General features: G+C 48.5%; 16 protein-coding genes and 1 rRNA gene. 4 read left to right on the forward strand and 13 right to left on the reverse strand.

The annotated features are described in order from the left end of the window. From BMZ54_RS28570 to BMZ54_RS28585, 4 genes are all read right to left on the reverse strand, one after another. Nucleotides 1–201, reverse strand: a 16S ribosomal RNA gene (locus BMZ54_RS28570); the annotation flags it as partial. Between the two features lie 889 nt (nucleotides 202–1,090). Next, nucleotides 1,091–1,849 (reverse strand): tRNA pseudouridine(38-40) synthase TruA, encoded by a 759-nt coding sequence (truA, locus tag BMZ54_RS28575; protein WP_089920001.1) that lies wholly within the window; start codon nucleotides 1,847–1,849, stop codon nucleotides 1,091–1,093. After that, the gene (locus tag BMZ54_RS28580) at nucleotides 1,846–3,522 is read right to left on the reverse strand and encodes a DUF4476 domain-containing protein (RefSeq protein ID WP_143081170.1); all 1,677 of its coding nucleotides are present in this window, start codon (nucleotides 3,520–3,522) and stop codon (nucleotides 1,846–1,848) included. Before BMZ54_RS28580 ends, truA begins: the two co-directional genes overlap by 4 nt. Nucleotides 3,523–3,568: 46 nt before the next feature. Next, nucleotides 3,569–4,066 (reverse strand): biotin/lipoyl-containing protein, encoded by a 498-nt coding sequence (locus BMZ54_RS28585; RefSeq protein ID WP_089920004.1) that lies wholly within the window; start codon nucleotides 4,064–4,066, stop codon nucleotides 3,569–3,571. 124 nt (nucleotides 4,067–4,190) lie between these two features. On the opposite strand from BMZ54_RS28585, the gene BMZ54_RS28590 reads away from it, so the two are divergent. Continuing rightward, nucleotides 4,191–6,755 carry a M1 family aminopeptidase gene (locus BMZ54_RS28590; RefSeq protein WP_089920006.1) on the forward strand — a complete coding sequence of 855 codons (2,565 nt, stop codon included), beginning with the start codon at nucleotides 4,191–4,193 and terminating at the stop codon, nucleotides 6,753–6,755. A gap of 88 nt (nucleotides 6,756–6,843) precedes the next feature. Here the strand turns inward: BMZ54_RS28590 and BMZ54_RS28595 are convergent, their stop codons facing one another. The 5 genes from BMZ54_RS28595 to BMZ54_RS28615 all read right to left on the reverse strand — a co-directional run bounded on the left by BMZ54_RS28595 (nucleotide 6,844) and on the right by BMZ54_RS28615 (nucleotide 12,733). Further along, nucleotides 6,844–8,247: an MBL fold metallo-hydrolase RNA specificity domain-containing protein gene (locus BMZ54_RS28595; RefSeq protein WP_089920008.1), complete on the reverse strand. Its 1,404-nt coding sequence runs from the start codon at nucleotides 8,245–8,247 to the stop codon at nucleotides 6,844–6,846. A gap of 34 nt (nucleotides 8,248–8,281) precedes the next feature. Beyond that, nucleotides 8,282–8,764, reverse strand: coding sequence for a DUF4442 domain-containing protein (locus BMZ54_RS28600; RefSeq protein WP_089920010.1), 483 nt, complete (start codon nucleotides 8,762–8,764; stop codon nucleotides 8,282–8,284). An 8-nt stretch (nucleotides 8,765–8,772) separates the two neighbouring features. Further along, nucleotides 8,773–9,279, reverse strand: a complete 507-nt coding sequence (locus BMZ54_RS28605; RefSeq protein WP_089920012.1) for a thioredoxin family protein — start codon at nucleotides 9,277–9,279, stop codon at nucleotides 8,773–8,775. A 50-nt stretch (nucleotides 9,280–9,329) separates the two neighbouring features. Next, complete coding sequence (gene ppk1 / locus BMZ54_RS28610) at nucleotides 9,330–11,405, reverse strand: polyphosphate kinase 1 (protein WP_089920014.1); 2,076 nt, start codon at nucleotides 11,403–11,405, stop codon at nucleotides 9,330–9,332. Nucleotides 11,406–11,470: 65 nt separating this feature from the next. Further along, nucleotides 11,471–12,733, reverse strand: a complete 1,263-nt coding sequence (locus tag BMZ54_RS28615; RefSeq protein WP_089920500.1) for a Pycsar system effector family protein — start codon at nucleotides 12,731–12,733, stop codon at nucleotides 11,471–11,473. A gap of 157 nt (nucleotides 12,734–12,890) precedes the next feature. Here BMZ54_RS28615 and BMZ54_RS28620 point away from each other — a divergent pair, with 157 nt between their 5' ends. Together BMZ54_RS28620 and BMZ54_RS28625 are read left to right on the forward strand one after the other, a co-directional pair. After that, nucleotides 12,891–13,736 (forward strand): SdiA-regulated domain-containing protein, encoded by an 846-nt coding sequence (locus BMZ54_RS28620; protein WP_089920016.1) that lies wholly within the window; start codon nucleotides 12,891–12,893, stop codon nucleotides 13,734–13,736. A 100-nt stretch (nucleotides 13,737–13,836) separates the two neighbouring features. Continuing rightward, a complete protein-coding gene (locus BMZ54_RS28625) occupies nucleotides 13,837–17,481 on the forward strand; it encodes a BamA/TamA family outer membrane protein (protein ID WP_089920018.1) in 3,645 nt (1,214 codons plus the stop codon). A 78-nt stretch (nucleotides 17,482–17,559) separates the two neighbouring features. Here the strand turns inward: BMZ54_RS28625 and BMZ54_RS28630 are convergent, their stop codons facing one another. The 4 genes from BMZ54_RS28630 to BMZ54_RS28645 form a co-directional block, all read right to left on the reverse strand. Continuing rightward, entirely contained in the window at nucleotides 17,560–19,905 is a 2,346-nt protein-coding gene (locus tag BMZ54_RS28630; RefSeq protein ID WP_089920020.1) for a GAF domain-containing protein, read from the reverse strand. A gap of 530 nt (nucleotides 19,906–20,435) precedes the next feature. Then, entirely contained in the window at nucleotides 20,436–21,662 is a 1,227-nt protein-coding gene (lysA, locus tag BMZ54_RS28635) for a diaminopimelate decarboxylase (protein ID WP_202909388.1), read from the reverse strand. Nucleotides 21,663–21,819: 157 nt separating this feature from the next. Further along, entirely contained in the window at nucleotides 21,820–22,227 is a 408-nt protein-coding gene (locus BMZ54_RS28640; RefSeq protein ID WP_089920022.1) for an RNA-binding S4 domain-containing protein, read from the reverse strand. Between the two features lie 95 nt (nucleotides 22,228–22,322). Beyond that, nucleotides 22,323–23,696 (reverse strand): dipeptidase, encoded by a 1,374-nt coding sequence (locus BMZ54_RS28645; RefSeq protein WP_089920024.1) that lies wholly within the window; start codon nucleotides 23,694–23,696, stop codon nucleotides 22,323–22,325. Between the two features lie 361 nt (nucleotides 23,697–24,057). On the opposite strand from BMZ54_RS28645, the gene BMZ54_RS28650 reads away from it, so the two are divergent. Beyond that, a complete protein-coding gene (locus BMZ54_RS28650; protein WP_089920026.1) occupies nucleotides 24,058–24,507 on the forward strand; it encodes an RNA polymerase sigma factor in 450 nt (149 codons plus the stop codon). Nucleotides 24,508–24,529 lie beyond the last annotated feature (22 nt).

Consider the following 24,529-nt stretch of genomic DNA (forward strand, 5'->3'; position numbering starts at 1 on the left):
GCTGATTGATGCCAATCCACAATCCTATGGGGTATTAATCCGGATTTCTCCGGGCTATCTCCCGCTTAGAGGAAGGTTGCGTACGTGTTCCGCACCCGTTTGCCGGTCGCCGCCAGTATTGCTACCGCGCTGCCCCTCGACTTGCATGTATTAGGCCTGCCGCTAGCGTTCATCCTGAGCCAGGATCAAACTCTCCATTGTAAAGAAGTTGTTTGAACTGACTAATTTTCTCAAGAAAATCAGACGATATTCAATTAATGTTTTCGCTGTACATTACCTGTGTGTCTAAACCTTATAAAAGGCTTTAACTTCTGCTGTTCCAATCTTTCAAAGAACTTACGTTAATACCTGCGTACTAACTTCGTTGATGTTACGGTTATGAACCGTTAGACCTTACTGTCACATCTCTTATTTTGTTTCGAAGAACTTGCTTTTGTATTCGTCGTTTTGGGGTTGCAAAGATATGCATTTTCTTCTTTTCTTTCCAAATCTTTTTTGAAGATTTTTCAGATTCTTTTTTTACTTGCTAAAATCCATCAAACCCAACAGGTACCTGCTTTTCAGCCTATAACTGTTATCCATGTATGCTTGTAAAAATCAGTAGTGAGAAGAACTTTGTGTGGTGTGCTTTCTATCAAAGCGGGACGCAAAGGTAAGGAGTTTTTGATCACTTCCAAATATTTTGGCGGTCGATTTTAAAATAATTTTAGAGAAGGGCTCTGGGAGAGGGTTCAGAGAGGGAAAAATGTAGATGTGCAGGCATGCAGATGGATTAATGAACAGAGATTTGCTGGTTGGCTAATGAAAAGAAGGAAGATGTGCTGAGGTGATAACATCCTGATGGGTTAACAAGTGCTGAGAGTATGCAGATGGGCTAAAGAGCTGGTGGGCTGGTAAAAGATGGAAAGATGCAAGTGATAATATGCTGATATGCCAGTGGGTATGGGAATACTGATAATACGTTTGCGCGGATGCAGTGAGATAAACAAGATCTGACAAATACATTGAAGAAACACCTACAATGATCACCACCCTAAACTGTAACAGGCTCACCGGCGCCGGGCAGCCGCACCTAGGCACCTCTGCACAATCACTTCAGTAACCCCTCCGGATAAGCAACCTTTACCAGGAACAACCCCTGCGGAGGAACGGCAAAATCTGCGCGGGTGCAGTCTTTGCTGGCAATAACATCATGAAACTCCTGCAGCGTAAGCTTGCCCCGCCCTACCCTCAGCATGGTTCCTACCAGGCCCCGCACCATTCCCCGTAAAAAGCGGTTGGCGCTTACATTATATACCAGCTGTTTGTCGTGCAGGGTCCAGTACGATTCCTGGATCTTACAAAGAAAAGTCCTTACCTGTGTATTGCGTTTGGAGAAAGTAGTAAAGTCCGAATACTCTTTTATAATAGCGGCGGCTTCCTGCAAAAGCCCGGTATCCATCGTGTAAGGGAAAAAGTAACCACGGTCCCGCATGAAAGGGTCTTTCTCTTTATATAAATAATACTCATAAGAGCGGCCCAGCGCATCAAAGCGGGCATGGGCTTCCGGCGGTACTTCGTGAATAGCCTTCAGCACAATATCCGGCGGCAAAATAGCATTGATCTTATACAGGAACTGCGGATGCAGGGGCAGCTCCGTATCAAAATGCAGGAAGTTCTGCAAGGCGTGCACACCGGCATCCGTACGGCTGGAGCCTGTGGTAACCACCGGCGCGCGGAGCAATGTGCTCAATGCCTTATCCAGCACAGATTGTACGGTAAGCGCATTCTCCTGTACCTGGAAACCACTGTATTGAGTGCCTTTATAGGAAACATCTATGAAATAACGGCGGGTTACAGCTCCGGTCATTTACGCAGCATAGCTTTAAAACGGCTCTGGTAATAATTGTCGATCAGCAAGCTGCCCAGATCCGCAAACTTTTCCGAGTCATATACTTTAGGATAGGCCATATCCAGGAGCCTGTAGCGGTATTCATCTGTACCTACCAGCTGGGCCAGCCTTTTAACCTGGGCGGTTTCCAGGCAATAGCCACGGGTATTACGCTGAAAGGTTGTTATCATCCCATCATCATCCTTCGCTGATACGAACTTGCGCAGCAGCTTACGGAAGGAGGTTTCGTCCATAGTATTGGCGCAGTCGGAGTTGATCATTTTTACACCTTCCTCCTTGGCAGCTTTTTCCTTACGCACAGGGGCAGAATAATCAACACTGTCTGTTACTATATTATTAGGGTGCTCTTCTCCATCCGCCAATCCGGCCAGCTTACGCTTTTTCTTTTTAGATACTTTGGGTGTTTCCAGCGTAACGGCCGAAGCGTCTGTAATTGCCGGTGCTGCTGCATTTGCTGCGGGCGCCGCTACATCGGCTGCGGTTTCTTTTGCAGCTGGTGGCGCAGCAGCTTCCGTAGCGGGTACGGTGTTACGCTGCCCGGTGCTATCGTCCATAAATTCTATGAACTCCGGATCAGATGATTTTTTCTTTTTGCCCTTCTTTGCCTTTTTGGGCGCTTCTTCCTTTACCACTGCAGCGGTATCGGTAACCGATACTGCCGGCGTTTCTGCAACGGCTTCCGGTTTCCCGGTATCTGTTGCTGCCGGCGCAGTAGCATCCGTATTGGCCGGTGCAGCGGGTATTTCTGCAGGAGCTGCAGGCGCATCGGCAACAGTAGTAGTACTATCTGCCTGGGCAGCTTTATGCTCATCATCCATCACCTGTTTTAACAGGGTCTGTTCTTCGTCTGTTAATGCGGCCCTTTCCTGCTTACGTTTGCGGCGGTTCTTTTTAGGTTCGGGCGTTAATACCACCCCACTGGCATCTACCACTGCGCCTGTTGCTACAGTGGCGGGTGCAGGTGCTGCCGGTGTTTCCACTGCTATTTCTTCCGGACGATCGTCATGCACTACTTTATCCAGGGTTTCAGCAAATCTGTTACCGGCTTTTTTAGGTGGGGCGGGTTTACCGGTAGTGGTAATTTCTGCTTTACCTCCCAGCGCGGTATCCAGGTCTTTTCTCAGGGCGGCCATCATAGCCTGGCCGGTGGTATCGCCTGTTGCTGCCGGTGTTTCCGCAGCTACGGGGGCAGCAGGCGTGGTATTGGTATCTGTTAAACCTGCGGACGTTTCTCCGCCTGCAGCGGCTACCGGCTGTTCCGGCGCTTTCTCTGCGGTATTGGCTTTGGTTACGCTAAATGTTTGCAGGTTATATAAGGCAAAATTCTTTTCGTCGGTTTGTTTCAGCAGGTATCCCTGGTCGCCTTTGCCCAGCTTTACCTGGAACTGCTGTTCCGGTGCTTCATTCTTCGGGAAGCCTACTGTTAAGGGCGTGGTGCCGGCAGGCAGTTCTGCTATAATAATGTAGCCCCGGTCTGATGAGCTGAGCACTTTTCCATTATACTTTACATAAAAAGGCTGTGGCTTCTCGTTCTGTATATATACAAAATACTGCTGCTCCTGGGCAAACAGCTGACCTGCTGCCAACAGGCAAAGCAGCACATATATGCTTCTTTTAAAATATCGGATCATATAAAATTGCTAAAAAACGCGTTATTGCTCTACTGCTATGCAAATATTATTCCAGCACTATTAAGACTTCCCCTTTTTCGACGGCTACCCCGGGGTTTACCTTGATGGCCTTAACAACGGCATCTGTTGCTGATTTAAATACATTCTCCATTTTCATGGCTTCCAGTACCAATACCGGATCGCCTTTGCGGATGGCCTGTCCCGGCTCCACCAGTACTTTTAATACCAGCCCTGGCATAGGCGCTTTAATATCATTTACCTTATGGGCCAGGGCATCTTTAATGCCCATAGCGGCCAGCAGCTGGTCTATCGGCTCTTCCAGGCTTACTTCGTATACCTGCTGTGCTATTTCCAGGGTCACGGTTTTGGCGTCCCGGTCTACCTTTAGCACCTGCGCCATATAGCTATGCCCATCCATAATTATGCTGTAGCTCCCTGCCGGCACCTGTATGGCAGACCAGTCCACGATCTGCTCATTGCAGCTTATTTCCTTACCTGTTTGAATAGTAAAAGGTGATTGCCCATTAACGGTTGCCTTTATCATTAGTTGCTTGTCTTATGAACAAAAATAGGAATTTTAACCACTTGCCTCGTATTTGGGCCATTTGTTTAAATTTGGGCTTTTACCATAAACAGACCTGCTACTTTTGATTTAAAACAGTTTTTACATGAATGTATTGAAGAAAACATTGCTGAGCGTATTGTTGGGAGGAATGGCCGGAGCGGCCTGCTATGCGCCTGCCACAGCCCAAAGCAACATAGAGGACCAACAGAATGATCCCTTACTGAAGATATACCGGGCTTCTGCAACCAAGGTTAATGACCTGGTACATACCAAGCTGGATGTACGTTTCGACTATGCCAAACGATATATGTACGGAAAGGCCTGGATCACCCTGAAACCCCATTTCTACCCCACTGATTCCCTGACGCTGGATGCCAAAGGCATGGACATTAAGCAGGTGGCCGTGGTAAAAGGCGGTAAGAACAGCACGCTTAAATATGACTATGACGGGATGGAGCTGCACATAAAGCTGGATAAAACCTACCAGAACACAGAATCTTATGTTATATATATAGACTATACCTCCAAACCAAATGAGCTAAAGGTTAAAGGCAGCGCGGCTATTAACGACGCCAAGGGCCTGTACTTCATTAACCCCGATGGCACTGAACCCAATAAACCCATCCAGATATGGACACAGGGCGAAACAGAGGCATCCTCTGTATGGTTCCCCACTATTGACAAAAACAACCAGAAAACCACGGACGAGATCAGCATGACCGTGGATAAAAAATATGTAACCCTTTCCAACGGTGTACTGGCCAGCCAGAAGAACAATGCCGACGGTACCCGTACCGATACCTGGAAAATGGACCTGCCCCATGCCCCTTACCTGTTTATGATGGCTATAGGCGATTTTGCTGTTGTAAAAGATAAATGGCGCGGCAAAGAAGTGAACTATTATGTTGAACATGCCTACGAGCCTTATGCTAAAAGTATTTTTGGGAATACGCCGGAAATGCTCACCTTCTACTCTACCACACTGGGTTATGACTATGCCTGGCCTAAGTACTCACAGGTGGTAGTAAGGGATTATGTATCCGGTGCTATGGAAAACACTTCCGCTACCCTGCACGGCGATTTTCTTCAAAAGAACAACCGCGAGCTGCTGGATGATAACAAACAGGGCGAGAGCGTAATCGCGCATGAGCTGTTCCACCAATGGTTTGGCGACCTGGCTACCTGTGAATCCTGGAGCAACCTGACGCTGAACGAATCTTTTGCAGACTACAGCGAATACCTGTGGTTTGAGCATAAATACGGGAAAGATATGGCAGATGATCACAACTATAAATCTGCCCAGAACTATATACAGTTCTCACAATACGCCGGCGACCGTGACCTGGTACGTTTTCACTACCATGATAAAGAGGATATGTTTGATGCGGTAAGCTACCAGAAAGGCGGCCGGATACTGAACATGCTGCGTAATTATGTGGGGGATGATGCCTTCTTCAAATCCCTGAACCTGTACCTGAAAACCAATGCCTTTAAAGCTACGGAAGCGCACCAGCTGCGTCTGGCATTTGAAGAAGTAACCGGTAAAGACCTGAACTGGTTCTTTAACCAATGGTATTTTGGACAAGGATATCCCCAGCTGGATGTTAACTATGCATACGATGATGCGGCTAAAACCGTAAGCGTGATCCTGAAGCAAACGCAAACAACCGGTAAGATCTTCCAGCTGCCCCTGGCCATTGACGTGTATAACGGCAGTAAAAAAGAAAGGCACCTGGTGACCATGAGCGATGCAGCAGATACCTTTACCTTCTCTTACGATAAGAAACCGGAGTTTGTGAATGTGGATGCGGATAAAGTGATCCTGGCCACCAAAACAGACCACCGCGATATTAATACCTACATTTTCCAGTTTGCGCATGCGCCCCTGTACATGGACCGCCGGGAAGCTATTGATGCCTGCCTGAAACAGCAAACCTCCAATGCAGAAGCACGTAAGGTGGTGGCTGCGGCACTGAAAGATAAGTTCCATGGCCTGCGCGTGCTTACCATTAACGGTTTAAAGCTGGATAATGCTGATGTAAAAGCAGCTACCCTGAGCACCCTGGAAAACCTGGCCAAAAATGATGAAAATGCGCTGGTGCGTGCAGCTGCCTTACAACAGCTGGGCAAGCTGAAAGACGCGAAATATACCTCTTTACTGGAAACGGCTACCAAAGACAGCTCTTACGCTGCTGCCGGCGCCGCGCTGGTAGGCTTGTCTCAGCTGGATATGGATAAGGCTTATAAGCTGGCCAAACAAATGGAAGGCACCGCCAAAGGCGCGCTTTCTGCCAGCATTGGCGATGTGTATGCTAAAAAGGGCGACAAGAATGATATTGCCTTCTTTGCCAAATCCTTTGAGGAGGCGGCTAACGGCCAGCCTAAATTTGAGGCAGCCATTCAATACCTGAAAATATTGAATGATGTAGATAATACTGCTGCCGTAACCAAAGGCATTGACCAGATAAAAGCAATGGCAGACCAGTTTAAGAATAACATGGTGTACAATTACCTGGTTAGCATGATGACCCCTATGGCCCAGCAAAAGCAGCAGAAAGCAGATAGCAGCAATGGCGCAGTGAAAGAGGAGCTGACTAAACAAAGCACTCACATTAAAGAAGTGATACAGGAGCTGAAGGCGAGTGCTGCCGGGAGTGACCAGGAGTAATTACGAATTGTCAATTACGAATTACGAATTGATTACTTCATATGAAAAGGCCTGCGTTTAACGCAGGCCTTTTTTATTATTTCTTAGTTCAGGTTAAGGTTACTTCTTGGTGACGTTCGGGGATCTGGATATCCTGGAAGCCTTTTTTATGCAGCCATTCGCGGAAAACGGTTTGTACTTCGTATTCACCGTGCACCAGGAATAATTTTTTAACAGCAGCGGGATCCTGGCAGGAGAGCCACTTGCCCAGGTCTTCATAATCGCCATGGGCGCTCATGGAGCGAATGGAAGCTACATCTGCCCGCACCTGGTGCCAGGTGCCGTAAATTGAAACTTCTTTCATACCGCGCATCAGGCGGCCACCCAGAGATTCCGGCTCACAGTAACCTACCAGCAGAATGGTGTTGCGGTCATCGTCAATGTTTTGGGCAATATGATGTTTTACACGGCCCGCTTCCGCCATGCCACTGGCGGAGATAATAACACAAGGCTCCTTACGAAAGTTAAGTGATTTGGATTCCTCTATGGTATGAATGTAATGCAGGCCCGGGAAATCAAACGGATCATCGTCTATTTCCAGCAGCCTGGCCACCGTTTTATTAAAACATTCCGGGTGGGTGCGTACTACCTGTGTAGCTTCCATGGACAGCGGGCTGTCTACAAAAATATCCACTTCAGGCAGCTTGCCCTGTAACTGTGCACGGTTCAGGGCATATAACAGCTCCTGGGTGCGGCCCACACTAAAGGCCGGGATAATAAGCTTGCCTTTCTTTACGGTGCAGGTTTGGCGGATGTGCTCCACCAGCGCACCGTCAGAAGGAGTTGCTTCTGCGTGCAGGGTGCTGCCGTAGGTTGATTCCATTACAATATAATCTGCCTGCGGAAAAACGTCCGGGGAGCGGAGGATGGCATCGTCATAACGGCCAATATCCCCGCTGAAAGTAAGCTGGATGGTTTTACCATTTTCCGTAACGCGTAAATGCACAGCAGCGCTGCCTATAATATGGCCGGCATCTGTGAACATAGCCTCTGCCCCATCACATACATTAAACCATTGCTGGTATTTTACCGCCTGTAAGGCGCGCAGGCTGCGTTCTGCATCATCTGCCGTATACAGGGGCTCTATACGCGGCAGGCCGGCCTTAGCGCGTTTTTTATTGGTGTATTTAATATCGTCTTCCTGGATCTCTGCAGAATCCATCAGCAACACCCTTGTCAGATCGTAGGTGGCGGAGGTGCAGTAAATACGGCCTTTGTAGCCCAACCTTACCAGGCGGGGTATTAAGCCGGTATGATCAATGTGGGCATGTGACAGCAACATGTAATCCACCTCCGAAGCATCAAAACCCAGGTCGTGGTTCAGCGCATCCGTATCCTTACCCATGCCCTGGAACATACCGCAGTCCAGTAAGATCTTTTTTCCGTTCTGTAAAGTAACCAGGTGCTTGGAGCCCGTAACGGTACGGGCGGCGCCGTGAAAAGCAATTTTCATTCTCTTATCCGCTTTTGTTTATAGTTGTGGTGGGTCAGGCTTCACTTTTAGCAGCCCGCTTAAATGACCAGGTGATGGCGAAAGTGGCAATTAATGTACCATCCTCACTTTCGCCGGTGCTTTGCACGGTAAGGGTCACCGGCTCTCCGGTGGCCAGGGTGTGCGCTATAGCTGCCTGTATGGCGGCGCCATCCCGGCAGGTGAACCAGGTTTTGGCTTTAGCCTTTTTCATAAAACCTGCTTCCATACCGGTCACTAACATGGATACACGCTGCGGGGCTTCCGCCACATGCAGCATGGCCAGCAAGCCGCTGCTCATTTCCGCGGCCATAGCCAGGCAGGCAAAATAAGTGGAGCGGAAAGGGTTTTGCGATAACCAGCGGTAAGGCACTATCGTGGTGCAGGTATGCGGCTGTATATTTTTTACCCTTACGCCTGCAAGCCAGGCGCTGGGCAGCTTCCATAGCAGGAACAGGGAAAATTGCAGCGGGTGTTTTACTTTATCAATAAAAGCCATAGTGCGTATTATTGATTTACATAATTGGCGGGGTTCAATGCTGCCGGCGACCATTGCTTCAGCATTTCCAGCACCTTTTGTTTATCATAGCTATCCGCCGATTCCAGCAGGCCGCTGTTCTGCGTATGCAGCCGGTTACCTTTATCATCCAGTATCACCAGCACCGGAAAGCCAAAACGCTGCGGGTAACCCAGCTTTTGCAGGATGGGCAGGTTCTTGTTCTCCTTGCTGTAATTCAGGTGATAAACTATGTAATTCTTTTGCACGGCGGCGGTTAGCTCCGCATCGTCATGTACAAACTTGTACAGTCTTTTGCACCAGATGCACCAGTTACCGCCTATTTGTAATAATACATATTTATGCTCCTTAGCCGCCTGTTGGGTTACCTTCTCCAGATCAGCGGATGCATTGGCGGCAGGGTTGTAAATATGTTCCAGGTCCAGCGGGGCCTGGGCCTTAAGCACCGGTAGCTGTAACAGCAAACAGGCGCTGCAGATCCAAAAGAGCTTCATCATATCCCAATTTAAGAAAAGGCACGCATATGTAGGTATTAATTGCCGGGGTATTATGCCGGGTTACTTAACGACATGGTATAGGCATGGATAGCCGTTTGCGCATTCACGCCCGGCCCTTCTGCCGGTGCAGGTACCGGTATATTCTGAATGTTGGCATCCAGCCTTACGGCATTGGTATTATCTGCCAGCTGCAGGCGTATGATCTCTTTGGCCTGCTGCTGTAAAGCGGCATCGTATAAAGGAAAGCATACTTCAATGCGCCGGTGCAGGTTACGGTTCATCCAGTCGGCGGAGCCCATGTAAACCTCTTCCCGGCCGCTGTTATGGAAAATGAATACGCGGGCATGTTCCAGGAAACGATCTACTATACGCGTTACCGTTATATTCACACTTTCCGGCAGCTCGGGGCGCAGGCAGCAAATGCTGCGCACGATCAGCTGCACCTGTACACCTGCCTGCCCGGCTTCATACAGCTTGGCAATCATTTGTTTTTCCTGCAGGTTATTGAGCTTAATGGTAATGCGTGCTTCCTTACCTGCTTTGGCATTTTCAATTTCACGGTCAATGAGCTCCGTAAAGCGGCCCACCAGGTTAAACTGGGCCACCAGCAGGTGCTTAAAGGTCATAAAGCCATACTCCTTCGGCTGCTCCCGGCTTTGCAGATACAGGAACAGCAGCTCCATTTCCCGGGTAATATCCGGATGGGCCGTCAGCAGCACATGATCTGTATAAAAACGGGCGGTGCTTTCATTAAAGTTACCGGTGGCCATCAGCCCCATATAATCCCACTGGTGGCCGCGTTTGCGTTTTACCAGCGCGGTTTTGGCATGCACCTTCAGCCCGGGTATGCTGTATACGATCTTTACCCCGGCTTCCTTCATTTTTTTAGACCAGCGGATGTTGTTCTCCTCATCAAACCTGGCTTTTAATTCCACGAACACGGTTACCTGCTTGCCGTTACGGGCGGCGCTGATCAAGGCGCTGGCTATCAGGGAGCCGGAGGCTATGCGGTATAAAGTAACATAGATCTCCCGCACATCCGGGTCGGCGGCGGCTTCATTAAAAAAACGCAGTATATAATCATACCGCTGGTAAGGCACATGCAGCAATACATCCTGCTGCATAACGGCATCCCATATACGCGGTGCATTTTCCAGCACCGGCACCCTTGCAGGGGGCAGCTTGCCATAGGTAAGCGCAGGCGCTTTAACAGGCATGGGCAGGTCTGCCAGGTCTTTCAGGTTATGATAACAGCCGCCGGCTACCGGCTCGCCGGGTTGTATGTTAAAGTAGGCTACCAGGTAGTGCAGGGCAGCTTCCGGTATAGCGGCATCATACAAAAAGCGGGTGGGAATACCCAGCTCTCTTTTTTTGATCATGGTTTCCACCTGCTCCAGCACATCCCCTTTCAGCTCGTTCATATCTGCTTCTGCGTCCCGGGTTATTTTAATGCTATAACAGCCGGTAACGGTATATTCCGGGAACAGGAAGCTGATGTTTTCGCGGATCACATCATCCAGCATGGCAATGTAATACACATCCTCCTGCGGGGGCAGCTCCATAAAACGGGGCAGGTGCTGGCTGGGAATATTTACTACTGCGTAGCGCTGCTTATCCGGGTTGTCATCCGGCGTAAGGGTTACTACCAGGTACAGCATATTATTTTCCAGGAAAAAATTCTGTTTGCGGTGCAGCCATACGGGCTGCAGGTAAGCCAATGCCCGGGTAAGGAAATATTCTTTGAGGAAGGGATGGTGTACTTCCGGTATGGCTTCTTTATAATATAAATGTACCTGCTGACGGTTCAGCTCCGGCAGCAGGGTTTGCGTTAGTATAGAACCAAATTCCTGCTGCTGTCGGTCTATTTCATGCTGTATGGCATGCAGTGTTTCTTCAGATACAGGCTCCTCCCCTGCTACGCCGGGATCTTTCCTTAACAGGTGGTTTACGGCCTGCACGGCGGGCATACGTACACGGAAAAACTCATCGAGGTTAGAAGAAAAAATGGACAGGAAACGAATACGTTCGTATAAGGGTACCCGTTGGTCTTTGGCCATGCATAACACCCGATAGTTAAATGAAAGCCAGCTCAGATCACGATCGTATAAAGGAACTTCGATTGCCATGCAAAGTAAAAAGTAAAAAAGTAAAAATTAAAAATGGAGCGGATGGCTTCACCTTTCATGCTTCACTACTCCTTTACCGGGAAGAAAATAACTGCAATAATGAAGGCCATTACGGAAATGATGAGCCCAAACATAAAGATGTTGTAGGCGATACGCAGCAGGCGGTATTTCTGTCCCAGCACCACGCCCAGGTGATAAATATCCTGGATCATGCTGCCATACAGGAAATCGGCATCCTGCATCATTTGCTGCATACCCCAGCTATATTCTTCCAGGCCCATGCCATGGAAGTTGCCAAAGAACAACAGGTTGGTTTTTTTCTTTTCAATATCCTCCCGGGTAAAACGGCCCTGTGTAATATTGGGCCGGGTGGCCAGCACGGAATATATGATGGTAACTACGCTGGTGGCCAGCAGTATAAAGGAGGGTATGATCAGGTTTGGGTTATCTTCCAGCTTACGCAGGAGTACTGATAACAGGATGGAGATGATAATAGAGTTGGTGGAGATCATGATATGCGCCTTGCTGTCGGCCATGGAGCTCAACCGGATATGATTGGTGGAGGTCATGCGGAACATGGTTTCAATACCTCTGTCCGGCTTCTTGGGCTTTTTCTCCTTTTCCTGCTCTTTATCTTTCTCCTTGTCTTTTTCTTTTTTGTCTTTTTCTTTATGTGTAGCCACTGCTTCGTTGTTATGTATGATCTGTAAAGGTTCTCCGTCCTCTGACTTTTTCTCCAGCTTGCGCCGCAGCCAGCGGATGTTCTCATCTTTCTGCTGTTTGTTCAGCACGCGGCAATAATCTGTAAAATACTGGTGGCCTTCCAGGAACAGGAGGTTATTGGCCGTCCAGGTAACGCCGGGTATATGCTGGCCTGTAACCGCTTCGGTTTCCTGCCGCATTAATTTACTACGTTCCTTATAATGTTTGGAGCCCAGGTGGAACAGGTCTGCATCACATACGATCTCCTGCAACAGGTTATGCGGCGACTGGGGCATTTTAGTAGCCATAATACAATCCACCACCTGCTGCTGTACGGGCGCCGGTACCTGCCGGCTGTTCATAAATTCCCGGGCCATGGCGGCGCCGTTCTCTTCATGTTCTTTGGACTGGCCCATTAAATAACCTGTATCATGGAACCAGGCGGCTATCATTACTACCATCAGGTCCTGTTCCTGCAACCGGTAATGAGAAGCTATCTGGTCCGCTGCCTGTACTACCTGCTGGGTATGCAGTAAGTTATGATAAACCAGGTTTGGATGCGGATGTTGCTGATATTGTGTCTTAACATATTGGCCGGCTGCTTCAATGAGAGAACCTGTTTGCATAAATAACAATTCTGAAGAACAGCAAGTTACTGCATTTTTGATTTAAATTTACCCGTAAATTGAAGAACCGCCTTAACGCCTAACGCCCAATGTTGCACGCTAACCCGTAGTTACGGCGGCATTCATGTTAAGCATAGGGCATAAGCATTCATGTATTATGAGCGTACGCCTTACCCTGATATTATCATTGGCCTTTATTTCCTGTAATGCCTTCAGTGACCGGCAGGACCGCAAATATCAATCCCCCAAGGGCTATAAACTTACGGAACCTCACCGGTACCGTGTCAGGGAGTCTATGCAGGAAATATCCGGTATTGTGCTGAACCCCGATGAGCGCCATATTTACTCCATTAATGATGAACAGGGTAAAATATTTGATATTGATGTAAATACGGATAAGCCCTACCCTACCACCAAATTCGGCAAAAGCGGTGATTATGAGGACCTGGTGAAAACCAACAAGGGCTGGTTTGTGCTTAAAAGCAACGGTATCCTGTTCCATATACATGATATGTTCACGGACAGCGTATCTGCCACCGAATACAAGTTCTCCAAAAAAGGCAAGCAGGAATTTGAAAGCGTTTATGTGGATACCCCTTCCAACAGCGTAATCATGATCTGTAAAGATTGCCCGGAAGATAAGAACGAATCTGTGTCCAGCGCCTACCGCTTCCGGCTGGATAACATGGAGTTTGATAAGGAAGCTGCCTACCGCCTGAGCGTGGATGATATCGAAAGGCTGGCAGGTATTGAGATCAACCATTTCCGGCCTTCTGCCGCAGCCATGCACCCCATAGAGCATCGTTTGTACATTATATCCTCTATTAACCGCCTGCTGGTAATTGCCAGCCGGGAGGGCAAGATACAGGAGGTATACCACCTGAAGCATAAGCTGTTCAATCAACCGGAAGGCATTTCCTTTGCACCCAACGGGGATATGTATGTTTCAAATGAGGCAGGAGACGGTGTTGCGGACATTTTAAAGTTCAGCTACAAACCATAATCATACACCGGAAACATTAATTAATTCATCGAAAAACTAAGGTTGGTGTACGACCTTAGCTATTGATGCCAACCAACGTATCGCTTAAAACCAACATCCCATGCTGCGGAAATTTACCTTATTGTTGATAGCTGCCGGCTGTAGCGCTTTAGCGCATGCACAGACGGATAGCGTATTGCAACGTATTATACTGATAGGCGATGCAGGCGAGCTGCACCAGGATGGCCACAACCCGGTGGTGGATGCCGTGCGTAAGCAATTCAATATGCAGGATGCGCGTAATACCGTGCTTTACCTGGGCGATAACGTATACCCGTATGGGTTACCCGATGAAACGGCGCCCCGTTACCCCCTTTCCAAAGAAATACTGGATTACCAGGTGAACCTGGTGCGTAACCAGGCCGCACAGGCCATTTTTGTTCCCGGCAACCACGATTGGGCCAAAGGCAAGCCCAATGGCTGGGAAACCATCCTCAATGAACAGCAGTATGTGGATGGCCAGCAGCTGCCCAATGTGCGTTTTTTGCCGCAGGATGGCTGCCCGGGCCCGGTAGAAGTGCACATTAGCGATAATGTAACCCTGATCGTAATGGATAGTGAATGGTGGCTGTTCCCATATGCCAAACCGGGCGCCAGCTCAGCCTGCGACTGCAAGGATAAGGTAGAGGTGATGGCCGCCCTGCATGATATTGTGAACCGTAATGCCGGTAAGCTGCTGGTATTTGCCACCCACCACCCTTTGCGCAGCCATGGCATACATGGTGGTTACTACACCATTAAACAGCATATTTTCCCCTTTACCGACCTGAAGCCCTCCTTATACATACCGCTGCCGGTAATAGGTTCCATTTATCCGCTGGCCCGCGGCGTGTTTGGCAGCATACAGGACCTGCCCCACCCGGAGTACCAGCAAATGGTAAAAGGTATTGAAGAAGCTTTTAAAGGCCATGGGCCCTCTGTATTTGTGGCCGGCCATGACCATGCACTGCAGCTGCTGCAGGATGGGCAGGATTATTACGTGGTAAGCGGCAGCGGCGCCAAGCAGGACCGGGTGAAGATGGGCAAAAACTCCAAATACGCTACTTCCGGCAATGGCTTTAGTGCCCTGGAACTTATGCAGGACGGTACTTTGCGCATACAGTACTACCTGGTTGACAAGCTGCCCCAGCCTGTATATGCAGCCAACCTGTTTAACATACAAACTATAAAACGTGCAGCCGTTTCCGGTACCCCGGCATCCGCATTGCCGGCAGCCATTAAAGTGGCCGCTGATACGCGGTATGAAAAAGCCAGCAGCCTGCAGCGTTTCTGGTTAGGCAATAACTACCGCAACGTATGGGCTGCCCCGCTGAACTTCCCGGTATTTGACATTCATAAGGAAAAAGACGGCCTGAAAATACTGAAGCGCGGCGGCGGCATGCAAACCCGCTCCCTGCGGCTGGAGGATAAGGAAGGAAATGAATGGGTATTGCGCTCGCTGAAAAAAGACCCGCGCAATGCGCTGCCGGAAGAGCTGCGGCAAACCGTGGCCCTGGAAGTGGTGCAGGACCAGATCTCTGCCTCCAACCCCTATGCGCCGCCGGTAGTAAGCGCCCTGGCCGAAGCTGCGGGCGTACCACATGCCAACCCCACCTTTGTATACCTGCCGAAAGATACTTCCCTGGGAATATATGAAAATGATTTTGGGGGCGATATGTACCTGTTTGAAGAGCGGGAGCCGGTAAAGGATAAAACCTATAACACCGAAAAACTGCTGGACCAGCTGCAAAGCGATAATGATAACCGTGTGGACCAGGAAGCAGTATTACATGCCCGCCTGCTGGATATACTGATAGGCGACTGGGACCGCCATGACGACCAATGGCGCTGGGGCGTAGTGAAAAAAGGAAAAGACAAGGGTAAAGATTTTTATCCCATTCCCCGCGACCGCGACCAGGCCTTTTTTGTGAATGAAGGCGTATTGCCCCGCATAGCCTCCCGGCGCTGGATCATGCCGAAGTTCCAGGGCTTCCGCGCACACTTCCAGGATATTGAAGGCCTGGGCTTTAATGCCCGCTATTTTGACCGCTCTTTCCTGAACACTTTGGAGCAGGATGACTGGCAGCAGCATGCCCACCAGCTGGTACAGCAAATGAGCGACAGCGTACTACAGGATGCGGTGCACCATTTCCCGGATACCGTACGCCTGCTGGCAGGCGACAAAACCATTGCCGGGTTAAAAGGCCGCCGCGATGTGCTGGAAAAAGAAGGATTGAAATACTACCGTTTCCTTTCCAAAGAAGTGGATATACCCGGCACCAAGAAAAATGAGCTGTTCTCCATTCAAAAATTAGCTGACGGGCAGGTGGCTGTAACCAGCTATAAGATCAGCAAAAGCGGGGAAACAGCGCAACCCATTTATTCCCGCACCTTTGATCCGGATGTTACCAAAGAGGTGCGTGTATTTGGCATGGGCGGTAATGACCGTTTTGTAGTAACGGGGCAAAACAGCACGCCTATACGCATTCGCTTAATTGGCGGTAAAAATGAAGATACTTATGTGGACAGCTCCGGCACCGGTGGCAAACGGATACTGATATACGATCTGAAAGAAGGCAAGGATAGCTTTGACCTGAACCGTAATGATAAACGTATGCTCTCCTCCAACCCGGATGTGATCCGTTACAACCGGATGGCGTTTAAATACGATAAGCTGATGCCGCTGGCTACCGCCGCCTTTAATAAGGATGACGGGGTGCTGCTGGGGCTGGGCTTCCAGTACACCAAACAGGGGTTCCGTAAAGAGCCTTTTGCCGTACGGCATACCTTTACGGCCGGGCATGCGCTGGCTACCCAGGCATTCCAGTTCCGCTACCTGGGCGAGTTTACGGACTTTATTGGCAGCACAGACCTTACACTGGCGGCCAGCGCCAAAGCACCGCACAATACGACCAACTTCTTCGGGCTGGGTAATGAAACCGTGTTTGATGAAACCGGGGGGAAAGATATCTGGTACTACCGTTCCCGTTATAACCTGTATAATGCAGAGGCTTTGCTGAGAAGCAAGCTGGCTTCCAGGCTACAGTTCTTTTACGGCCCCAGCTTTACTTATTATGCGCTGGATAAAGATGAGAACAGCGACCGGTATGTAAGCAAGTTCCCCCAGAACGGGCTGGATTCCATAGGCGTGTATGCCACCAAACAATACGCCGGCCTGCGGGTGGGCTTGCAGATAGATACCCGTAATAATGATATACTGCCCTCCCGTGGTATCCTGTGGACCACCAGCTTGTTTGGCAACCAGGGCCTGAACCAGGAGCAGCACCATTACCTGCAGCTGCAGTCAGATATGAGCATTTATACCAGCTTTAACCTGCCGGCCAACCTGGTATTTGTAACCCGCTTTGGCGGCGGCGTTATATGGGGGCATTATGAATTTTTCCAGGCCATGATGCTGGGCGGCGTGCAAAACCTGCGTGGCTACCGCAATAACCGCTTTGCGGGCAATAGCATGGTGTACAACAATACAGAGCTGCGTCTGCGGCTGTTCCAGTTCCGCTCTTACCTGTTCCCCGCTACGGTGGGTTTAATTGCCTATAATGATGTGGGACGAGTATGGGCAAAAGGCGAAAGCTCCGGCACATGGCATGATGGGTATGGCGGCGGCTTATACTTCTCACCGGTGAATATGTTCATTATTACCGCTACAGTGGCTAACTCACCGGAAGGGCTGCTGCCTTACATTACATTTGGTTTCAAGTTCTAAGCGCTTTATAAAATAACGAAGCCCCGTGCAGTATAAGCTACACGGGGCTTTTAATTTATGGTGTATAACCAGCCTTCACTATTTTTCCGGTTCCAGGTTCACCTCTACCCGCATGGCCTTTAAACCGCTGATGCCCTGCAGCTCTTCCAGGTCCAGCATTTCAATGCCTGGTTTCAGGATATTTTTATTTTGCAGGAAGTGTATGTATTTACGATACTCTTCCATTTCCTTTACATAAGAATATACTACTGCAATGGTATTAGGCTGTGTAAGCCGCTCTCCGCCCGGTTGAATATGCACTTTATCTATACGCTTCTTCATGATCTCGTAACGGATATTATAAGCGCCTTCCACATCAAAACGTCTTTCATCCTGCCGGAAGCTAATGTCTATCGGGTTGCTGTGCGCCAGTATCAGCTGCGTTGTTTGCAGGGGTACTTTCAGCTCGCCTTTCAGCTTATGTGTAAGCCTGGCTATTTCTGCCATGGACGATAGCTGCCACAGGCGCAGGTTACGCAGGTACAGCAGGTCAAACTTCTGCCGCTGTGAAATAGACTGGCCTATGTAAATGTTGTACTCCAAACCATCTGTACGGTACTTTTCAAAGTAGCAGGGGAAAGAGAGCTGGATGTTCTCCTTCTCTTTATCCAGGTACTTGCTGATGGCCATGTTAATGCTGGCCAGACTTTCCTCATACTCCTGCCGGTGGTGAAGAATGTGCCCTTCTGATTTGTCGATGGTTTTAAAGTACTTGTCCAGCGCGGGTTGCAGCTGTGTATGACTATCATATAAATGTCTGAACAGCGGGGCTATTTCCTGGTTCAGGAAATCGTTGATCTGCTGTTCTTCTTCAGATACCATCGTGTTGCTGATATCGCCCAGCAGGGCTTCGTTCTTAAAACGCACTTCTTCCAGCAAAGGCAGGTGAATAGTACCATCTACCTGGTGCAGGGTATCTTTTATCAGCAGCAATTGTTCCCGCAGATCTTCATGTATGGCATTGCTGCGCTCTACAGAGGAGTTGCGGATATCAATGGCCCCATATAAAGGGTATACATCTTCAAAAGTTATATTGCCAATATCCTTACGCTCTGTGGCAGGCGTGTGCAGGTATTGCCAGGCCGCATCTGTGAACTTCCATTCCACAGCGGATTGCAGGGCGGTGAACTGTTCTTTGATAACCCCGGTTATACGGCTTTTCAGTATATCCAGGCTTCTGCTCAGCAGCAGCACTGCCATGGGGTATAAAGGTTCCAGCTGGCCCAGCGCTTCCAGTGTAATGGTATTTTCTACGGTAGATGCCATCTCCACAATACCCAGCAGCTCATCTTCATGCATTATAGGCGAAATAATGATGCTTTTAATGCCTTTGAGCGGCAGATATTTCAGGAAGTTATAAGGCTGCACCGTGCTTTCGTTCACATCCGGTATTACCAGCGGCTGCGGGTTATGCAGCATATATTCCAGCAGCTGCTGAAACAGGTGCTGCTGCTGTTTTTCGTTCCCTTTCAGGCCCAGCACAATATCCGTTTCACTAAAGCGGGATTCCAGCACATAGCGGCCATTGATCTTGGGTACGGGCAGCAGGTGCACCGCAGCTTCTTTCATTTGTGAGGCCGCCAGGATGTTCTCTTCCAGCTTGCGGTAGCTCTGGAGCTCGTTGTTTTCGTTCATGTTCATCACCAGGTCTTTCACACGGCTCAGCACCTGCTCCTGGGTAACATCTTTTACGGTCCAGATCACAAAGCCTTCGAGGGCAAACATGCTCAGGGGCAATGTTTCCTCCAGCCAGTCCAGGCATACCTTTTTGGTGCAAACCTGGTCGTAGGTAAGCTCCGGGATCTCACCTTTCACCTTTACGTCTACAAAGCGCGGGTCTACCTTTACCTTTACATATCCTTTAATGCCACTGCCATTTTCAGGGGTGGCTACGGTATGAATGATCTCTGTATCAAAGTTCACCGGGAACTTGTACACCTTTTGCAGAATGAGCTTATACAGCCATTCCTTTTTATCTCTTGCTACCTTATCCGTACCAAAACCATGTGGCACAGTGGCCAGGTGCTCTCCGTCTTTGGTGAAAACTTTCTTGAACTGCTCAGAATAATAGAAGATGGCAAACTTATAAGGCATGCCAATTCCGTAAATATCTTTATCCATGTCTGCAGTAACGGGGAAAACACTGGCCGCCACAATGTCCAGTAATTCCTGGTGGGCAGCCACTTCTTCAGGTCCATTCAAAGGAACCAGTGCGGCAGGGATCTGTTCAAACTTATCAACCAGCTTGCGGTAGTAGAACGCTCTCGTATCTGCTTCGTTAGCAGCCTTCTCTTTCAGGAACCTTACAAAAGGTGCAAAGGAGATCCTGCTTTCGATGATCCCTTCGTCCTTAAAAATACCTTTTTGTGCGGTTAAAACTCTCATAGTCAACTTAAGTATAGTTTAATTCATTTGCGAATATTTGATTCGGCATCAATTATCGTGTGACAGTGTATGTGTGCAGGATTAAGCAGTTTGGGAAGAAGTAATTAGCTACAAAGTTACAATATTTCCGAACAGTATGATCCAAGAAGTATGCCGTGCGGTTGTGTGTGCCATAGTGGCATAGCCCCGGCCGCGATGGGTGATTACCGTGACCAGGGATGCACCAGGGATTCACTAGGGAAAAACATGGGATCCAGTAGGGAAAGTCACGGGAAACACACGAGAAAGACATGGGAAAATTGCGGTAAAATGATGGGGAGGATTACGGGTAGGGTTTTATGTAGGGGGGAGGAGTTGCGCACGGGTTGCACACGGATTACAGGGCTGTTTTAGGAGGGAAGGGTACCAGTTGCGCAGCAAGTGGAGGGCTATTAAAAATGAATAATTAATAATTAATAGGCTTAAATGCAAAAGTCAAATGCGGCAAGTAGACGCTGCATTTGACTTTTACATTATGATCTTATATTCCTTTAAAACGTTATCTCTACCTGGTTCTTCAGAATATCATCCAGGGTATCTCTTTTGCGGATCAGGTGGGGCTTGCCTTCTTTTATCAGCACTTCTGCCGGTTTCAGGCGGGAGTTAAAGTTAGACGACATTTCAAACCCATAGGCGCCGGCGTTATAGAACACCAGGAAATCGCCTTCCCGTACTTCATTGATCTTGCGGTCCCAGCCAAAGGTGTCTGTTTCGCAGATATTACCTACCACGGTATAGATCCTTTCCGTACCATGCGGGTTGGAGATGTTGCGGATCAGGTGAAAAGCATCGTAGAACATAGGGCGGATCAGGTGGTTAAACCCGGAGTTCACCCCAACAAATACGGTGGCCGTAGTTTGCTTGATCACGTTGGCCTTTACCACAAAATAACCGCTCTGGCTTACCAGGAACTTTCCCGGCTCAAACCACAGCTGCAGCGGGCGGTGGTAGTTCTTATTGAAACCATTAAAAGCATCGGACAGCTTTTTGCCTAACAGGTCAATATCCGTTTCCGGATCGCCCTGCTGGTAGGCTACTTTAAAGCCGCTGCCCAGGTCAATGGATTCCAGGTCCGGGAAGTGTTCTGCCATTTCAAACATGATCTCTACGCCACGCAGGAACACATCCACATCCTTTATTTCAGAGCCGGTATGCATGTGCAGGCCGGTTACCTTTAGCTTAGTGCTTTTTACAATACGCTCTATATGGCGCAGCTGGTGAATGGAGATACCAAACTTGCTGTCCACATGCCCGGTGGAAATTTTGAAGTTACCGCCGGCCATAATGTGCGGGTTCAGGCGGATGCAGATGGGATAGCTGCTGCCGAACTTATTGCCGAACTGCTCCAGGATGGAGATATTGTCAATGTTGATGTTTACGCCCAGGTCCTTGGCGGCAATGATCTCTTGCAGATCCACACAGTTGGGTGTGAAAATGATGTTCTTAGGGTCAAAGCCGGCCTTCAGCCCCAGCTGCACTTCCTGGATGGATACGGTATCCAGCCCGCAGCCCAGGGAGTTAATATATTTCAGGATGTTGATATTGGTAAGTGCCTTGCACGCATAGAAAAAACGGGCTTCCGTTTTAGTAAAGGCCTTTTGCAGTTTTTCGTACTGGGTCTTTATTTTTTCTGCATGGTACACGTATACCGGGGTACCAAATTCTTCTGCAATCTTCACCAGGAAATCGGCGGAGAGCACGTCGCTTTGTTTAGGCATTTATTGATTTACGATTTTAGGCCTCAGATCTTAGATTTTGGGCGGCGGAGGATGCCCGGATTTATAAGGGCGACCAGACGTTCGTTTTGATCTAAAATCAAAAAGATGCGCAAATCTACTACGCAAATACGAGAAAACGTAATGGGGCGGGAAAAGGTCAGGGCTGCTTTTCTTCCTCCCCGTCCATGAAGTCGTCCAGGCTGCGGCGTTCCCGCTTAGTAGGACGGCCAATTTTGCTGGGGCGCTTACCGGTATAAAAGGTAGTGGCCACGCGCTGGTTAAACTGCTGGTCCTCTTCCGTAGTTTTATCCACGTAATACTTAATGGCCTCCGTGTATTGCTGGCGGGTGTGCAGCAGGCCGGTGACCTCTATTTTCCACTTGCGGGTTTCTGTTTTAATATCATATTGATCGCCAATACCTACGGCGCGGGCAGCTTTTACGGCGGTCCCGTTCATTTTTACCTTGCCGGCCTCGCAGGCGGCAGATGCCTGGGTGCGGGTTTTAAACACGCGGATAGCCCAGAGGTATTTATCAAGACGGAGTTTTTCGGGAGTTGTTGCCATGTTAAAAAATTAAAAGTAAAAAAGTAAAAATTAAAATCAGCCATGGGTCTGCATCCGCGGCATTTCTTTTAATTTTTACTTTTTACTTTTTTACTTTATTTTTTACTCATTTCTGCAAAATACTGGTGAAAATACGGGATGGTTTCTATGCCTTTATAAAAGTTAGCCAGGTCGTATTTTTCGTTGGGCGAGTGCAGGTTATCACTATCCAGCCCAAAGCCCATTAAAATAGTTTTTAACCCCAGCTCTTTTTCAAACAGCGCTACAATGGGAATGCTGCCACCACCGCGTACGGGAATGGGCGATTTACCAAAGGTGCTTTCAATAGCCCGGCTGGCAGCTTTAAAGGCCACATGATCTGTTGGCGTAACATAGGGGCTACCGCCATGGTGCGCAGTAACCTTTATGGAAACGGACTTAGGCGCTATTTTTTCAAAATGTGCTTTGAACAGGTCAGAGATCTCATGCCAGTCCTGGTTGGGCACCAGCCGCATAGATATTTTAGCGGATGCTTTGGAGGGCAGCACGGTTTTGGAACCTTCGCCGGTGTAACCGCCCCAGATACCATTTACTTCCAGCGTAGGGCGTATGCCAGTACGCTCAATAGTGCTGTAGCCTTTTTCGCCCCACAGCTCCTGTACGCCCAGGTCCTGCTTATATTCTGCTTCATTGAAGGGCGCTTTATTCAATGCTTCCCTTTCTGCTTTGCTTAATTCCAGCACCTTATCGTAAAAACCGGGAATGGTAATGTGGTTATTCTCATCGTGCAGGGAAGCGATCATTTTTGCCAGTATGGTAGCCGGGTTAGCAACTGCGCCGCCGTATACGCCGCTGTGCAGATCGCGGTTAGGGCCGGTAACCTCTACTTCCATGTATGACAGGCCGCGTAAACCGGTATCCAGGGAGGGATTTTCCAGACTTAACATGGCGGTGTCGGAGATCAGCACTACATCTGCTTTTAAGCGCTCTTTATTTTCTTTAATAAAAATGCCCAGGTTAGATGAACCTACTTCTTCCTCCCCTTCTATCATGAACTTAATATTACAGGGCAGGCTGTTGGTTCTTATCATGATCTCAAATGCTTTTACATGCATATAGAACTGGCCTTTATCATCAGCGCTGCCGCGGGCATAAATGCGGCCGTCTTTGATTACCGGCTCAAAAGGGCCGCTGTGCCACAGCTCCAGCGGGTCGGGCGGCTGCACATCATAGTGGCCATATACTAATACGGTAGGTAATTGTGGATCTATGATTTTTTCGCCATAAACGATCGGGTGGCCGGCGGTTGGGCATATTTCCACCTTATCGGCACCAGCTTCCTGCAGGCGCTGCTGTACAGCCGCCGCACATGTTTTTACATCCTGACTGTAACGGGAATCTGCGCTGATAGAGGGTATGCGCAACAGCGATAATAATTCATCCAGAAAACGGTCTTGGTGTTGTGCCTGGTAATCTTTCCAAACTTGCATATTCAGGAGTATTAAGTTTCAATGGGGTGCAATTTAATGGAAAAGTATGAACCGCCGTTTTACCCCTAGCGGGATGAATGCAAATGCTAACATTGACGCGGGATAAGCGCAGCGGCAGAACATTTTAAATCAACTATTAATAAATAAATCTTATACTTAATAGGCGGATTGTAAACCGGGTGGTGTAAAGGATCTAAATATTTAACTTAATTAACCAATAGTTAACTTTTTTTTGTAACTTTTAATAGGAAATTTTCGGTGCCGAATAGAGTGAAACACCAAAATTTTGTCTGGGACCGGGGTTACATTCCTATATGCTAAGCTCCTACAATATGTATACACTTTCGCAAAAAGAAACAATATGACCAGTATTGATGATATGGCTGTGTTATCAGAGCTAAAACAGGGTAATATAAAGGCATACCAGTATTTTTTCCTGAAATACTACAAGCCTTTATGCCTGAAAGCGCACACGATGCTGGGGAACATGCGGAGAGCGCAGGACCTGGTGCAGCATACATTTATACGTATATGGGAGCAAAGGCTATACCTTGATATACAACAATCCGTAGGTGGTTTTCTTTATCAGCAGGTACATTTAGATTGTGTGGAACAGCTGAGGAAAGATCCGAAAAGCCAGGCGGGCGATGAAAAACATTTACCACAAGCAAATGAGAATGCAAATACAAACGGTACAAATGCTAATGAACAACAAGAGCTCCGTAAACAGGTGTTAAGCGAACTGGAACGCCTGCCGGCCGATAAATTAAAACAGGCGCTGGAAGACCTGCGCGTTATCAGGTACAGTTAAACCTCGAAACTTTCTTATGAGC

The sequence above is a fragment of the Chitinophaga rupis genome (genome assembly GCF_900109685.1).
Taxonomy (GTDB): domain Bacteria; phylum Bacteroidota; class Bacteroidia; order Chitinophagales; family Chitinophagaceae; genus Chitinophaga; species Chitinophaga rupis.

Coding starts and splice junctions, on each gene's coding strand:
- BMZ54_RS28620 (WP_089920016.1), top strand. CDS start 12,891: ATGAGCGTACGCCTTACCCTGATATTATCATTGGCCTTTATTTCCTGT.
- BMZ54_RS28615 (WP_089920500.1), bottom strand. CDS start 12,733: ATGCAAACAGGTTCTCTCATTGAAGCAGCCGGCCAATATGTTAAGACA.
- BMZ54_RS28650 (WP_089920026.1), top strand. CDS start 24,058: ATGACCAGTATTGATGATATGGCTGTGTTATCAGAGCTAAAACAGGGT.
- BMZ54_RS28595 (WP_089920008.1), bottom strand. CDS start 8,247: ATGAAAATTGCTTTTCACGGCGCCGCCCGTACCGTTACGGGCTCCAAG.
- BMZ54_RS28645 (WP_089920024.1), bottom strand. CDS start 23,696: ATGCAAGTTTGGAAAGATTACCAGGCACAACACCAAGACCGTTTTCTG.
- BMZ54_RS28600 (WP_089920010.1), bottom strand. CDS start 8,764: ATGGCTTTTATTGATAAAGTAAAACACCCGCTGCAATTTTCCCTGTTC.
- BMZ54_RS28605 (WP_089920012.1), bottom strand. CDS start 9,279: ATGATGAAGCTCTTTTGGATCTGCAGCGCCTGTTTGCTGTTACAGCTA.
- BMZ54_RS28630 (WP_089920020.1), bottom strand. CDS start 19,905: ATGAGAGTTTTAACCGCACAAAAAGGTATTTTTAAGGACGAAGGGATC.
- BMZ54_RS28585 (WP_089920004.1), bottom strand. CDS start 4,066: ATGATAAAGGCAACCGTTAATGGGCAATCACCTTTTACTATTCAAACA.
- ppk1 (WP_089920014.1), bottom strand. CDS start 11,405: ATGGCAATCGAAGTTCCTTTATACGATCGTGATCTGAGCTGGCTTTCA.
- BMZ54_RS28640 (WP_089920022.1), bottom strand. CDS start 22,227: ATGGCAACAACTCCCGAAAAACTCCGTCTTGATAAATACCTCTGGGCT.
- lysA (WP_202909388.1), bottom strand. CDS start 21,662: ATGCCTAAACAAAGCGACGTGCTCTCCGCCGATTTCCTGGTGAAGATT.
- BMZ54_RS28625 (WP_089920018.1), top strand. CDS start 13,837: ATGCTGCGGAAATTTACCTTATTGTTGATAGCTGCCGGCTGTAGCGCT.
- BMZ54_RS28590 (WP_089920006.1), top strand. CDS start 4,191: ATGAATGTATTGAAGAAAACATTGCTGAGCGTATTGTTGGGAGGAATG.
- truA (WP_089920001.1), bottom strand. CDS start 1,849: ATGACCGGAGCTGTAACCCGCCGTTATTTCATAGATGTTTCCTATAAA.
- BMZ54_RS28580 (WP_143081170.1), bottom strand. CDS start 3,522: ATGATCCGATATTTTAAAAGAAGCATATATGTGCTGCTTTGCCTGTTG.